This window comes from Flexithrix dorotheae DSM 6795 (assembly GCF_000379765.1).
Lineage (GTDB): Bacteria > Bacteroidota > Bacteroidia > Cytophagales > Flammeovirgaceae > Flexithrix > Flexithrix dorotheae.
The window spans coordinates 519,435-534,504 of the sequence record NZ_KB903430.1 but is presented as its reverse complement, the minus strand read 5'-3'; the positions used below and the strand labels follow the sequence as shown (position 1 = coordinate 534,504).

The 15,070-nt window shown below is 35.9% G+C and carries 10 protein-coding genes; 7 read left to right on the top strand and 3 right to left on the bottom strand.

The window, feature by feature from the left end:
* Positions 1-56 precede the first annotated feature (56 nt).
* From A3EM_RS0102205 to A3EM_RS0102195, 3 genes are read left to right on the top strand one after another with little or no spacing between them, the layout of a single operon-like run.
* On the top strand, positions 57-2,597 hold the full coding sequence (locus A3EM_RS0102205; protein ID WP_020526529.1) for an Ig-like domain-containing protein: 2,541 nt from the start codon (positions 57-59) through the stop codon (positions 2,595-2,597).
* Between the two features lie 52 nt (positions 2,598-2,649).
* Entirely contained in the window at positions 2,650-3,207 is a 558-nt protein-coding gene (locus tag A3EM_RS0102200) for an RNA polymerase sigma factor (RefSeq protein ID WP_020526528.1), read from the top strand.
* Complete coding sequence (locus tag A3EM_RS0102195; protein ID WP_020526527.1) at positions 3,188-4,474, top strand: hypothetical protein; 1,287 nt, start codon at positions 3,188-3,190, stop codon at positions 4,472-4,474. The genes A3EM_RS0102200 and A3EM_RS0102195 overlap by 20 nt, the downstream gene beginning before the upstream one ends.
* On the opposite strand, the gene A3EM_RS0102190 is transcribed toward A3EM_RS0102195, so the two are convergent.
* Positions 4,471-6,120, bottom strand: coding sequence for a hypothetical protein (locus A3EM_RS0102190; RefSeq protein ID WP_020526526.1), 1,650 nt, complete (start codon positions 6,118-6,120; stop codon positions 4,471-4,473). The genes A3EM_RS0102195 and A3EM_RS0102190 overlap by 4 nt on opposite strands.
* A 600-nt stretch (positions 6,121-6,720) precedes the next feature.
* Between A3EM_RS0102190 and A3EM_RS41285 the strand changes: the two genes are divergently transcribed.
* Entirely contained in the window at positions 6,721-8,037 is a 1,317-nt protein-coding gene (locus A3EM_RS41285; RefSeq protein WP_020526524.1) for a PDZ domain-containing protein, read from the top strand.
* Positions 8,038-8,078: 41 nt separating this feature from the next.
* Here the strand turns inward: A3EM_RS41285 and A3EM_RS41280 are convergent, their stop codons facing one another.
* Positions 8,079-8,813, bottom strand: coding sequence for a lipoprotein signal peptidase (locus A3EM_RS41280; protein ID WP_044237285.1), 735 nt, complete (start codon positions 8,811-8,813; stop codon positions 8,079-8,081).
* A 364-nt stretch (positions 8,814-9,177) separates the two neighbouring features.
* Here A3EM_RS41280 and A3EM_RS0102170 point away from each other — a divergent pair, with 364 nt between their 5' ends.
* Entirely contained in the window at positions 9,178-10,962 is a 1,785-nt protein-coding gene (locus A3EM_RS0102170) for an OmpA family protein (protein WP_169513321.1), read from the top strand.
* A 67-nt stretch (positions 10,963-11,029) separates the two neighbouring features.
* Here A3EM_RS0102170 and A3EM_RS0102165 read toward each other — a convergent pair whose 3' ends face one another.
* The gene (locus tag A3EM_RS0102165) at positions 11,030-12,664 is read right to left on the bottom strand and encodes a tetratricopeptide repeat protein (protein ID WP_020526521.1); all 1,635 of its coding nucleotides are present in this window, start codon (positions 12,662-12,664) and stop codon (positions 11,030-11,032) included.
* Between the two features lie 333 nt (positions 12,665-12,997).
* On the opposite strand from A3EM_RS0102165, the gene A3EM_RS0102155 reads away from it, so the two are divergent.
* Positions 12,998-14,161, top strand: coding sequence for a hypothetical protein (locus A3EM_RS0102155; RefSeq protein WP_157637707.1), 1,164 nt, complete (start codon positions 12,998-13,000; stop codon positions 14,159-14,161).
* A 29-nt stretch (positions 14,162-14,190) separates the two neighbouring features.
* Positions 14,191-15,063, top strand: coding sequence for a GNAT family N-acetyltransferase (locus tag A3EM_RS0102150; RefSeq protein WP_020526518.1), 873 nt, complete (start codon positions 14,191-14,193; stop codon positions 15,061-15,063).
* Positions 15,064-15,070 lie beyond the last annotated feature (7 nt).

Genomic DNA, 15,070 nt, shown 5'->3' with positions numbered 1-15,070 from the left:
TTCTTACCCCGTCTTTAATTTTTTTGAAAGAAGATTTTTTAAAACTGAGATATATAATGCAACGCACCTTTACTTCATCCTTTCCTCAAGGTCCCAAAAGATCATTTCCCGGTCATGGTTTTTTATGGATTCTGCCCTTTTTCCTGTTGCTGGCAGGCTGTGATAATTTTGTGGAAGATGATTTAGCCGATAATTCCAAAATACTTACAGTTCCTGAGGGAGAAGATGATATTTTGATTTTACCCAATGAGGCCACGGCCATCAATATTCTGGATAAAAAAAATCTAAATGCAGGGGCTTCTATTTCAATAGTTACCCCACCGGAAAAGGGCACAGCCGAATTACTGAAAAACGGATTTATTATTTATTCTCCGGATTCTACCTTTCTGGAAGGGATTGATTCCATAGGCATCGATCTCTGTATTAATGGTAAAACCTGTAGGTTGAGCAGAATTTTATGCCGGGTTACTAAGGACTCCACTCAAATTCCGTGTAATCAAAAAAGACTTTTCAGCCATTATGCCATTAGTTATGAAGCTTCTCTTCAAATTGATGTAGAGAAACTGTTGGGAAAATTAAGGTGTGATGAAGATGAAATTGGGGATTTAACCCTGAATATTATTGAATCACCCAAATATGGAGATATTGAGGTGGAGGAACTGCTGATAAATTATTCGCCAAACGATCCTGATTTTAAAGGCAAGGACAGAATTGTGTATGAATTAGTGGATGAAGAAAATGGGAAAACACTACCTGGAATCATGCATATTTTCATTAGGGATAACATTAAAGATGATAAGGACGATTGTGACAAGTTTGTGCCTAAAAATGAAATCAGGGCAAAATTTGAAAGAAATGCTGACGGAATTTTTGAGTACCAGTTGAGAAATGTCCTTAAATTATGTGGAGATAGTGTGAAATGGGATTCCTTTGAATTGACTAAAATGCCTGAATACGGGGAAGTGAAATGGGAGGATGGAAAAATCTATTATTATCCTAAAATGGACAGCCCGGAGGCGGATAAACTGACATTCAAGATTTGTAATGGAGATGGAAAATGCTTTGAAATGACCCTCTATATTATTTTAAAAGACAGAATAGATGAAGATAAATGCAGAATTGAACTGAAGCATGCTTTCCTTAAATTGAACCTGAATGAACATGATTCGGTAGCGTTTAATGTATTGAGGGATAATGATTTATGTGAGGATTCTGTAGTCTGGGATAAATTCAGGATTGTGGACGAACCCATGCATGGAAAAGCAGAGATTGTTGAGTCTTCCATTATTTATACTCCGGAGGAAGGTTATAAAGGGGAAGATAAACTCACTTATGAGATATGCTACAAAAATGGGGAATGTAAAACAGGAAGTCTGGAAATCTATGTTTTCAAGAGAGAAAAGGAATGTAAACTAAATCTGGAGGATAAAGTAGCTAAACTAAATCTGAAAGAATCTCATTTGTTGAAATTCGACATATTGGAGTTTAACCGGTTGTGTAAAGATTCAATTAATTGGGAAGAATTTAAAGTAGTGGATGAACCCGCAAATGGGGACGTAGAAATTAAAGATGGAACAATCTTATATGAGCCAGCTGAAGGATTTACCGGAGAGGATTATTTTACTTATCAGGTTTGTTATCAGAATGGTGATTGCCAGGTAGGAAAAATAAAAATTCTTGTTTACGATGGTCGTCCTGATGAGGAGTGTAAGTTTGAACTTATGCCAATTTCAATGGAAGTTAGTCCCTGGAGGAATCCTTATGGTGAGATTAACCTGATCAAACGCCTCAGAGTCTGTAATGATTCCATCAATTGGGAATCGCTAAAAATAACTTCCGAGCCAGCACATGGGGAGATAAAAATTTTAGAAGGGGTGATCTTTTATAAACCAGAATCCGGTTTTAGTGGAGAGGACTATTTTAAATATGAATTGTGTTTGAAAAACGGAGAATGTAAGGAAGGTGAAGTTAAAGTGAAAGTTGACAGGCACTGGGAAGACAGGGACTGCTTAATGTTGGAGGATATGGTGTTGAATTGGAAAATAAATAGGGAAAAAGAAATTCAGGAAATTGTTTATGATATTCTGGAGTACAACAAAGTTTGCAAGGATTCGGTAGACTGGTCTACCCTTGAAATTACCCAAAAGCCTGAGCAGGGTGAGGTTTCTGTGGAAGCCCACAAATTAATTTATATCACCAAATCTGATTCCACTTTCTTGGACAAATTTGGCTTCAAGTTATGTTTAAAGGACGGCAATTGTAAGGAAGTATTTATAAAGGTGTTTGGCAGACTTGGTGAACCTGATGATTGCATTTTTATTCCCAAGGATGACGAATTTGTAGTGACTTACAAAAAGGGCAGCGAACCTGAGCAGCAAAAGTTTGATGTGTTGAAAAATGACAGACTTTGTGATGTAGATGTAGATTTTGAAATTAGTGTTGAGCCTGGACATGGTAAAGCGGTAGTTGAGGATGGCGTGATCTATTACCTGCCTAAAGAAGGATTTGAAGGAGTGGATAAATTGGCTTATAAAATATGCCTTACAGATGGAAGGTGTAAGGAGGCACGACTTTATATTAAGGTAAAACAGGAATAATAAATAATAATGAAACGGGATTGACCAGAAAAATGCAGGGTTGCTTCTATATATGATTAATGAAATAGAGCTTGTAAAAGGTTGCAAAGCGGGTAAAGAGAAATACCAGAAGACGCTTTTCCAGGTGTTTGGGAAAAGGGTGATGGGTATTTGTATACGATACTCCAATTGTAAGGCTGAAGCAGATGATATGTTTCAGGAAGCTTTTTGCATGGTGTTTAGTCAAATCCATAAATTGAAAAAGGATACGCCTCTATTTCCCTGGATTAGAAGAGTTACCATAAATGTAGCGATTAACTATTACCACAAACACAAAAAGCATCATGGGCATTTTGATGTGATAGATCTGGATGAGCCGGATGGGTATGCAGATGAAGCCATAGAGAAACTTTCTACAGATCAGATTCTGTCGGTAATCGATGAATTACCTGAAGGATATAAAATGGTTTTTAATCTTTATGTGATAGAAGGATATGCGCATAAGGAAATTGCCAAAATGCTTAAAATTACGACTAGCACCTCCAAATCTCAGTTATTGAAAGGAAGGAGGTTATTAATGAAAAAACTGAAATCATTAGGTTTTCTGAAATATGAAAAACAAATCGGATAATCGGAGCTTTGATGAGCTGTTGAAAAACAGATTGCATGATCTGGAGGGAGATTTTTCCCCTGATAGTTGGGCTAATATAAAGGGAAATATAGCCGGGCCAGGGCCTTTTATTAAGGGAATCAAACTATTTTCAGTGGCCATATTATCTGTGGTTTTGTTTTCCTTACCCTCGGAATTTGGGGTGGAGGAGAAAATTGCATTTCATGAAAATGAACTGCTGTGGAAAAACGAAAAAGTATCCGTGGATGGATATAAAAGTAATATGGTTTCCAAAAGTAAGGAAATGCCAGATGCCCGGCTAAATGTAGTTGAACAACTTCACGAAACTGGGAAATTAAAATCAAATGAAATTCAGCAACTAGACAGTAATAAAGATCATGACAGGGGAAAAGTAGGGGAGGGTTTGACCAATGACCAAGATTTAGCTTCAATTCAATCGCAAAGACGGGATGTAATGCCTAAAAGTTTACACCTAACACTTTTGTATGTTGGTCACAAACCCGAACCTCTTTCTTTCTCTTCTTTTGAAGTTGAAAAGCAGGAAAAACCTTTTTCCACCTTAAAGAAAAATTCGAATCCCTGGTATTTGCAGGCTTATGTGGCTCCTCTTTTCTCCTATGGTAACTTTTCTTCCAATCAGGCTGACCCTATTTTAATTACCGGAATTGAACCATACAGGAGATTTAGCCGGGAAAGGATGGGTTTTTCAGCACATTTGGGGGTGGAAAAAATGCTAAATGAAAAAATTTCACTTTATGGAGGAATTTCCTATCAGATGATAAATTACCAGACAAGTTTTAATTACCAAAGTGTGGTGCCAGATAGTGTGACAACCACTATAACACCAGATAATCAGCTGGTTGTGAACCCTTACTTTGAAACCCGGCAAGCCAAAACCCAAAATATTTACCATTTGGTAGGTATAGATTTCGGAGCAAAATATATTATAAGCGCCAGAAAAGTAAAAAATTACCTAAAGGCTGATGCAGGGGCAAGGATAATCCCATTGGCGGTTTTTAAGGTGGACGGTAAAACTAAAAATCTGCATAAACAGGATTTAGGAAATGCAGGAAACTTCACTGTTTCTTTAGCATATGGAATGGAATACAAAATCGGAGAAAGGTTTGGATTTAGAGTGGAACCAGGTTTGGTGGGATATCTCAATCCTCTCCAAAGTGAATCTGGGAAGTTTTCACTGCACCTGTATAGCTTTCAACTGAATACCGGATTATCCTATCGATTAACCAGCAAAAAATGGAGTTTTTAGGAATTATTGAAAAATTTATCCATTTCCTTTTGAAATATTTCCTTGAATTTTGGTAAGGCATCTTTGTAGTCAGAATGATAGAAATTGGCATTTCCCCTGTCGGTCTCTTCCCAAAATCCAGGACCGGTATTAGAGATACGTTCACAGGTTGTTTCCACCGCCTGATTTAGTGAAGCCTTTCCTGTAGATTGGTGATCTTCCAGAATGTCATCAATAATCAGGATGGCGAATTCAGTTTTCTCAAAATGAATATAAAAAAGGGCAAGAATGATTTGAAGGGTTCTTACACCATAATTATAAGTATAAATATTTTCCTGAACGATAAGGTCGGGCCGATCATCAAACTTTAAAAAGAGCAAAAGCATCTCCTTTTGCAAATCATCATTAAATTTTAACTGAAATAATAGTTTGAGAATGGTTTTGAGTTCCCAGGTGAATACATCCACCAGAAATAAAAAACTTGATTTTTCCTGTCCAAGTCGGTACATTTCCAAAGTGTAAAGATGGAGGTACTGGCAGCTTTTTTTGATCAATGCTTCCTGGGATTCTTTTCCGAAGACAGGGGAATTATATCGAATCAAAATTTGAATTAATTCACCATAATGGAATATGGTATTAAATAAATTACGCGCTTCATTTTCTCTTGTGCCTTGTTTTATACCAAATCTCAGCAGGGTGTTAAACTGGATGAAAACCAAATTGATAGATTTTTCATTTTCAGCCTTTATGGCGGCCTCTCCGCATTTTTTAAACTCATGGGCACAAAGTGCAGCAAGGTCAAACTCTCCGGACTCTATCAGTTTTAAATAAGCATTGGATAATAATCGGAAGCCTTTTAATTCATAAAAAGTACGGTTTTGGGATAATTCCTCCATATAGCCGGTCATGGTTTTGAAGGATACATCCGACTGGATCAGCTTTCCGCAATCAAACAGTTTAGGATTAATTTTTCCCTTGATGGCGATAAAACTCTGGACCGAAGTACTTATTTTCTGAATGATATCTGCTTTTGGTTCCTTAAATTCCACAAATTGAAGGAGTTCGTCCAATTGGTTGAGGGTATTGAAAAGTCCACCCTGCAATTCTTCATGAGCTATGGCATTGTAATATCCTGCGTTGCTCAGCCTGCTTAATAATTGCTTGTTGGTTTTAAAAATCTTCCGGATTACATTGCTGGTTTTGGTGTAGTGCAACATACTCAGCACATAAGGAGTGGAGAAAACCATGGCCAGTGGAAGCAGAAAATAAGTATTAAAAATTACACTGTCCAATTCATTTTTGTACAGCTGTAAATACATATTGTGCACCAGGCCGAGCGCTATAAACCAGATATAAAACAAACTTACCTGGTCTCCTATATAAAGATCTATTAGTTTGGGTGTTTTTTGGGAGGCAATTGAAATCACTATAATGAGTGTACCTAATACCAAAGCAAACAGGCCCAGCCATACTTCTGGCACATAATCAATTCCTCCTCCCTCTTTTTGGTAAATACCTTTTAGAGTGGCCAATATTGAATCAGGCACTATTATTTTAAACAAAAAATCCAAAACCAGGATTAATAGCAACACAGAAAGAAATGAAAATAAATTAATATTTCTTCTGTAAAACCTTACCACATAATAGAGCCCCAGCCTTATATTCATATTTTATTTTTAGTGAATTCTTAGGAGTTGTTTTTCAATTCAGGTTATAAAAAAACAATAGTTTTACCGGGTTGTAAAAATAGCAAATCAAAAAATATAGCCTAAAGTGTAACCAAATAAAAAAAATTGCATTATGGGGTAAAACTAACAAAGAAAGGTGGAATAAATGGTTCGCCTTTTAAATTGAACGGACTGAAGATACTGGTAATATGAAAATGTTCTTCTCTTCCATTTAGCTATTTCCTATTGGCTGTTTTAGAAATGGACTACCTTAAATTACCTTTTTTATTGGAAAGGTGTTGAGGAAAAAAGTAAAAGTAGCTTAAAGGTAGTTCCCTTCTTTTAGAGGAAAATTCATTCATACCTGGTATAGCCTGTTTTATCATAAAAAAGGATTCCTGGTATAAACTTGTCTTGGGATTTGTTCTTTATTTTTATAAATTATAGGATAAAACCAGAGGAAATTTTTCCAGGTCAGATGATTATCATAGAGAAACGGGAAATGCTGATTATTTCGCACTCCCCAATCATTTACTACGCCATTACAGACTAAACTAAAGTTATTTATTGCTTTTAAAAACCGAAAACTGTGTCACAAAAATGGTTTCAACAACATATAAAAAATTTTCTGTAATATTATTACTATTCCTTTTTACAGGCTTTTCGGCCGATGTTTATGCCCAGTATGAAATTAAGAGCTTTAAATTTAAAAAAAAGAATAGGAAATCGCTGGTTGTACCCTTTAAACTAGTTCATAATTTAATTATCATACCTCTTCAAATTAATGGTTCTGATACGCTTCAGTTTATCCTGGATACCGGAGTGAGCACTACCATCATCACCGGGCTACCCAATGGGGAAGAGTTAAATTTGAAGTACATGAAAGAACTGGAGTTGAGCGGACTTGGAGAAGGAGAGGCGGTAAAAGCATTGTATTCTACCGGGAATACACTGGAAATTGATGGGGCTATTGGTTACAATCACGAGATTCTTTATTTACTGGACGATGTATTTCACCTTTCCTCATCTATGGGAACCTATGTTCATGGTTTAATTGGCTATGACTTTTTTAAAAACTTTGTAGTAGAAGTAAATTACCCAAAAGAATTATTGGTGTTACATGAGCCGAAGAGGTATAGAAGAAAAAATTGGAAAAAGCGATTTTCGGGAAAACAAAAGGGTATAGTCCCCATTGAAATCGAGAAGTTTAAGCCTTATATAAATGCAAGCATTGAGCAGGAAAATGGAGATACTGTTGGGGTAAAACTATTAGTGGATTCCGGAGCCAGTCATGCCCTTTCTATTTATGATATCACCAACGATAAAATTAACGTGCCCAATAATACAGTTCATTCCTTTTTAGGAGCTGGGTTAAGTGGAGATATTTTTGGGGAAATTGGCCGAGTCCAAAAGTTTAATATTGCCGAATTTTCTTTTGATAAGGTTGTTACTTCTTTTCCTGATGAGGATGGGATTCAGAGGGCGTTGGATTATAGTGACAGAAACGGGAGTTTAGGCGCAGAAGTCCTTAAAAGGTTTAGGGTGATTTTTAATTATCCGGAGGGGCATATTCAATTAAAACCCAATTCTAATTTCAAAAAAGAATTTCAGTACAATATGAGCGGTCTGGAAATTACCACTCCTATGCCTGGGATGCCTATTTACGAAATATCAAAAGTCAGGAATAACTCACCTGCAATGGCTGCAGGGCTTGCAAAAGGTGATCAGATTATTATGATCAATGGGGTAAATGCAACGAAATATTCTCTCAATGATATTGTCAGGTTGCTACACAGTAAAGAAGGGAAGAAAATTAAATTATTTGTACAGCGGTATAACCAATATTACAAAGCAGAATTTATTTTAGATGATTCTATTTCGCTGGCCAACCAGGAAAATAGTAATACACCCAACTAAGGAAAATACACTGGGAAAGGAGATCAAAAAAATTGATTTGATTACTCCGGGTTATTTTTGAGATCACCTTGTTCCTTGCTGCTCACCGTTTTACTGGCGATGTCATTGGATGTAGAAGAAGGCTGGCCTTCTTCTTCGGAAGAACTTTGTGGATTAAATCCATCAAAACTATACTCTCCTTCTTGTAGCTCGTCTTCTTTCGGTAAAAATTTCTTTTGAAAAATAAGGATGGTAACCACACCAATAAAAATGGAAGAGTCGGCAACATTAAAAATAGCACTGAAAAATAGAAAATGTTCGCCTCCCCAAATGGGTAACCAGGATGGAATTGTACCTTCAATGAGGGGGAAATAAAGCATGTCGATTACCTGTCCGTGGAACCAGGGGGTAAAAGCATTATCGATTACATTTCCTTCAAGAAAAACGCCATAAAACACTGAGTCAACTACGTTACCTACAGCTCCTGCTAATATTAATGAGATGCAAATTAATAAGCCGGTATGGGCTTGTTCTTTTATTTTAACTAATAGATAATATCCTATTCCAAAACTTGCAATTAACCTGAAAACAGTCAGAAAAAATTTACTGTACTCAGATTCGAAATTAATTCCAAAAGCAATGCCCGGATTGAGTACGTAATAAAGTTTGAACCAGTCACCAATTACCGAAATCTGCCCTCCATAGCCTAATTCCATATTATTATGGACTAATAATTTGGTCACCTGATCGATGATAATTACAATGATGGCTATTAAATAATATCTAAAATACTTCATTTTAAACTTTCTATACAAGCTGTGGTTTAATTCAGGCAATTTTTCTGTATAAAAAAAATTGCTTTTGGATGATCAACAAATAAACGCGATAAACGTCTTGTTAACCAAATCTTTCATGCTAATCATTAAAATTAGCCTTTCTAAAATCTCCATAAAAATAACCGAAATTAAATTTAGGAGGTTGAAAAGCATAATTTCAATTTTAGTATAGCTTCTAAACGTAGTATATGCATTTTATTAAAGTGTTAATAAAATTAAATGCATATTTTTTGCGTAAAAATATAAATTATTCAGTTAAGAGTATGCTTTTAATTTTTTTTTGAATGTAAAGTAAAAAATTTAATCTAATACCATTTCTCAGTTTTTGAAAATTAACAAATCCAATATGTCTGCCCAACCCCAAAAATTAGTTGAAACCATTAAGTTTTCCATACTAATCTGTTTTTTAGGTATTATAGTTCCGAAAAATTGTTTTAGTCAGGAAACAGCCAAAAAGCTTTTCCCCAGAAATATCAATACGCCTTACCTCAATCAACTTGCTCCGAGTATAAGTGGCGATGGAAATACGATGGTATTTTTATCGGATGAAGTTTCCAGCAAAAGGCTAAATATGCAATTCACCTATAAGACAGGACCTGAGCGATGGGCTGATGCCGAAAGGCTTACCATTATTGATAATTCTTTTGAATTGAATCACCTGAGGGGTTACAGTCTTAGTTATGATGGGAAAACTTTGTTTTATACAACTCTTAAGGCCGGGGGAATTGGAGGCTATGACATCTGGTATGTTACACGGTCTGGAAATACCTGGGGACATCCTCAAAATTTGGGTAAGCCTTTAAATTCGCCAGCACATGAAGGGGATCCTTCTATTTCTCCTGATGGTAGGTTTTTGTATTTTATGAGATGTGATCAAATGGATATGAATGGAGCAAGTGGGTGTAAAATTTATGTTTCTGAAAAGAAAAATAATGTGTTCTGGGGAGAACCAGTGGAGCTTCCAGCACCAATAAATACAGGAAATGATATGACCCCGAGGATAATGCCTGATAATAATACCTTGTTGTTTGGTTCTACCCGGCCTGGAGGGAAAGGAGGTGTAGATGTTTACATGTCCAGAAAATCATACGGAATTTGGTCGGAACCGGTACCTTATGATTTTGTAAATTCAGAAGCTGACGATCAGTATGTGAGTGTGCCCGCCAGATCAGATTTATTGGTATATTCTATGAAACTAAAGGACAAGGACAAACTGGTAATGGCAAAAATTCCAGGAGGGCTTCAGCCGGCAAAGGTGCTTCAGGTAAGGGGAAAAATCCTTGATTCGGATTCCGGGGGGCCTATAAAAGCTACAATTCAGGTTTTTGACGCAAAGAACCATGAGCTGGTTCACTTGATAAAACCTGATTTAAGGGACGGAAGTTTTTATATGCTCCTAAAAGAAGGTGCAAAATATGATTTTTCAGTTACTCCAGCAGATAAAAAGTATTTTTTTTCCAGTAAAATGTTCGATTTAGTTGGATTGGAACATTTCAAAGCTGAAAAAGAAGAGATTTTAATGGAAATCCCCCAGTCGGGTTCTTCAATAGTATTAAATAATATTGTTTTTGAGCCAAATTCGGCCCAATTAAGTGATGAATCTACCCTGGAGTTGAAAAGGTTATTTCTATTTTTAAAACATAACCCGCAAACTAAAATTGAAATTGGAGCCCATCTAGGAGAATATTTAGAAGATTCTATTCAAAGCAATCCTGACCTGACTGAAGTAATTATTGATACTATTGAAAATGTGGTGCAACCTGATTCAATGGCATACCCTATTTCAGATGAAGGCCTGATTAAGGAGGATACTACCTTGTTGGCAGCAACTGATACAGTAATTGAAATGAATGAGGAAACATTTGAAGATGGTAATTTAAATAATGCGGACAGTTTGATAGAGGAAGTTATTGAACCGGAATTTATTTATAAATATACTTACCATAATGACCGAAGCGAAAAAGAAGCTAAGGCGATTTATGATTTTTTAATTGAGAAAGGAGTTCCTGAAAGTAACCTGAGCTATAAAACTTATAGCTCAGAAAAGCCAATTTTTCCTGATGAACCATCAAAAAATAAAAGAATTGAAATTACTTTTTTGGGTAATTAAAAAATATAGACCAATAAAAAAGCCTTTCGCACCAGTGCGAAAGGCTTTTTTATTGGTGAACTTTTAATTACTTGTCTTCCATTGCTTTGTTAGCGTCTTTTATAGCTTGATGAATTTCATCAGTATATTCACTTTTTCCTTTTCCTATTCCATCAAAAAGATTAAGGGCCTGTCGGTAAACTTTTATGGCTTCTGTGTATTTTGTTTCTTTCATATAAAGGTCAGCTAATGTTTTAGAACTCAATGCGTGCTCCAAACTCATTCTGCCATAATAACTCATAAAGGCTTTATTTTCTCCCAATAAATATTTTTCAGCTTCTTCATATTTTTCCTGCATGGTTAGGGATTTTGCCATTAACCCAAGCGACTTTCCATATTCTCCATGGTTTTTACCTAGTTCCTCTCCCTTTATTTTAATGGCTTCCACCAAAAGAGTATCAGCTTTCACAAAATCATTTTTGGTCAAATAGAACGAGGCAAGGTTGTCAAGGCCTTTTGCATAATCAGGATGTTTTTTTCCTAAGTGTTTTACCCTTAGCGCTTGAGCCTCTTTAAAATATTTTTCAGCTTCATCATTTTTTTTCTGATCGAGACTTAATTGCCCTAATTTGTCAATTCCTATAGCATACTTTGGATCTTTTTCCCCGGAAACCTCTTTTTCTATGGCTAATGCCTTTTTTAGGTATTCTTCACTTTTCGAAAAGTTATCCTGATCTGCATAGACGAAAGCAATTTCAGTTAAAATAGCGGCATATTCTGAACTTTTTTCACCTGTTTTTTCTTTTTGAACTGCCCCTTTCTGGTTCAATAACTGAATGGCATCGCTTAATTTCTGGTGTTCTTTAAATACCTCAATAGCACTTAAAAGTTCTTTATTAAAATGCTCATCTGCTTTGCCATAAACCAATTCAAGTTGCTCAAGGTATTCCTGATATGCTCCCACAATTTGATCGTCTTTGCCTTCTTTATTATAAGCCAATGCAATTTTATGATAAGAATCAAGATAGCTTTTTTCTTCAGCCTTTGCAGTTTTACTATATTTAATATGTTCCTGATAATACTTTATGGCTTCCTCCGATTTCTTTGTATAATAATTAAGATCAGCAAATTCTTTAGTTACATTTAAATGTTGCTCGGAGGCAGGTTTATATAAAGTTTTTGATTTACCATATAGTTCGGAATAAAATTTAGAAGCGAGTGGATATTTTTTCCCTTTCAGACACAAGTAAGCTAATCTGTGCATAGTCTCGAAATACTCCTTTGAATCTTTTCCGCTGGTTTTTTCCCTCAGTTCAAGTGACTTTTGGTAATATCCTGCTGCATTACTGAATTTTTTCTCCCCTTCATAACTTTTTCCTAATCCCAAAAGCACATCGGCATAGGCTTCTTTGGATGTGGCTCTGGTTTCCTTAAAAACCCGATCTAAATCAAGGTAATTAGTGGTAGCATTAGGATAATCTCCAATTTGGTAATAAGCCGAAGCCAGCTGTTGAACTATAGTCTGATAAGTTTCATTTTTATCTCCCATAGCATTACTTACCATAATTCGTGCTTTTACAAACATTTTTACGGCATTCACATAGTCCTCATTCTTTGCTGCCATCTGGCCTTTTGAGTAAAACTCCTGCCAGCTTTGGGCTGAGGATATTCCTGGTAATAAAAGAAGAAAAGAATAAATTATTAGTTTTCTCAATGTTTGCATGATTTTTTGCAATGTTTTAATGCGTTAATAATTTTTGTTAGTAAGATTATTAGGATTTTAACTCACTTTTATTGTATCCTTACTATTGAAATCAATTAGCCTTATATTTGTGTTTATTTATTTACTTATTGGGTAGTCATATTGCAATAACCTTTACTATTCTTGCTACAACTGCCTGATTGAAAGTGAAATAATTCTCAATTAAAATAGTCTAAGGACTTAATGAGCCTATCATTGTCTCGTTATTCTCTAACTAACGAGAGGGTATTTGGAAAATTATAATTTGTTTCCAGTAAGGTTCATCCCTTGATTATCAATAAAATACAAGGATTAATGAGGTGTTTTTTTAGAGCTGTTTTATTCCTGTTTTATCTTGTCCTGAGCCAATTTAGCGGGGTAACACAATCTCTCATCCATCATATTTCCCACATAGAAACCTCCAGGTATAGGGTGGAGGAGAAACCCTATCATGTTATTTTTCAAATGGGCTATGCACAGCATGAAATCTCAAACCCAGAAGCCTGGGAAAAAGACAGGAGGCACAAAAAGCCGGTGGAAGTGGATTTGATTTTTACCCAGTACCCCAAACAAAAAGAAGATTGGCGAACTAATTATGATACCTTACTTACCCGAAGAATCCGGGAATTAACCAAAGTTATTCCCGAATTGGAATCAGATACTTCAGTATCCTGGAACCTGATTCTGCAAACTGAGGTGAGCAGTGAAGCTGATGCACAAAATTTGTTTCATGGAGCAGTGGTTAAATACAAACTTGTACTACCCCAAAAATTGAAAAAATCGCTGGCCACTGTGAGAAAAATAATTACTGGGAAAATTGATTTTGAGGATTCCATCGTGTTTAATGTTTTCCAACGAAATGCGGAGTGGGAAAATATGCTTATCGTGAACGACTGGACCGGGAGTATGTATGAATATGGTGCTCAGGCTGTATTATGGTACAGGCTTAATATGGAAAAAAATCCGGTAAAATATATGGTCTTTTTCAATGACGGAAACATGAAAAAGGATGAGGAAAAAATTTTGGGGAATACCGGGGGAATTTATGAAGCAAACCCTGCCGATCTAAGGAATCTGATATCGGTAATGCGGGAAGTTATGGTGAGTGGCAGTGGTGGAGATGATGAGGAAAATGATTTGGAAGCGCTGTTATATGGATTATCCCGCTATGATGACTTTAAAGAAGTGATTTTAATTGCCGATAATAAAAACGGTATTCGGGATATGCCTCTTTTGCCAAAAATTACTGTTCCTGTCAGGGTGATATTGTGCGGTGCAGATGAAGGAAAAGAGATTCATGAGGATTATTTGCAATTGGCATACCACTCGAAAGGATCCATCCATACTCTGGAAGAAGATATAACCAATTTAGCAGATAATGTTGAGGGAGACTCTTTCACACTTTTAGGTGTTGAATATACCTTTAAAAATGGGCAATTCCTGGTGAATAATCTCGATAGTACTATTGATGATAAATAATTTTTTAAACTTTTCAATTTTCCATCCTTTTGTTTAAACGTTTTTCTTCCGGTTTTCGAATTCGGGAATTATCAGCATCAGACTTCCCACAAATCCATGAGTCTTTTCTTGAGGCTTTTGCCGACTATTTTGTTAATGTAAAATCTTCACAGGAAGAGTTCCAGGATAGATTAAACAGAATGGGTGTTGATTTTAGCCTTTCGGTTGGGGCTTACCAGGACCAGAAATTAGTGGGTTTTATTATTAACGGAAAGGGAGTTTTTAACGACAAACTTACTGCATATAATGCCGGTACAGGTGTTATTCCAGCGTTCAGGGGGAAAAGATTAACAGAGAAAATGTATCAGTTCATTTTCCCAAAACTAAAAGCCGTGAATATTAATCATTGCTTATTGGAAGTAATTACAAAGAATAAGCCTGCTATTAAAGCTTATCAGAATCTGGGCTTCGAAATTATAAGAACACTGCATGCTTACTCTTCTGAAAAGCTGAAGATTATGAAAGTACCCAATCTCCAATTCAGAATTGAAAAACTAGAAAGCCTTGAAGGGATTGATTTTGACCGTTTCAATGATTTTGTACCTTCATGGCCAAATACTATTCTTGCTATTCAACGGAATAAGGATAAGGAGAAAAGTATAGGGTTGATCGTAAATCATAAAATTGTAGGTTTTCTTAGTTTTACACCTTCTTCAGGCAGGATTTCCCAACTTTCGGTTCACCGTGAATACAGAGGGCTGGGAATAGGTTCGGCTTTGTTACTTTATCTTACCGAAGAAACCGAACTGGAATATTATTCTATTTTAAATATAGATGAACGTTGCAGGGGAATGCAAAAGTTTTTGCTAAATTCGGGCTTCAGGAATGTAATTAGCCAGTATGAAATGTTGGTTGAAATTTAAATAACAT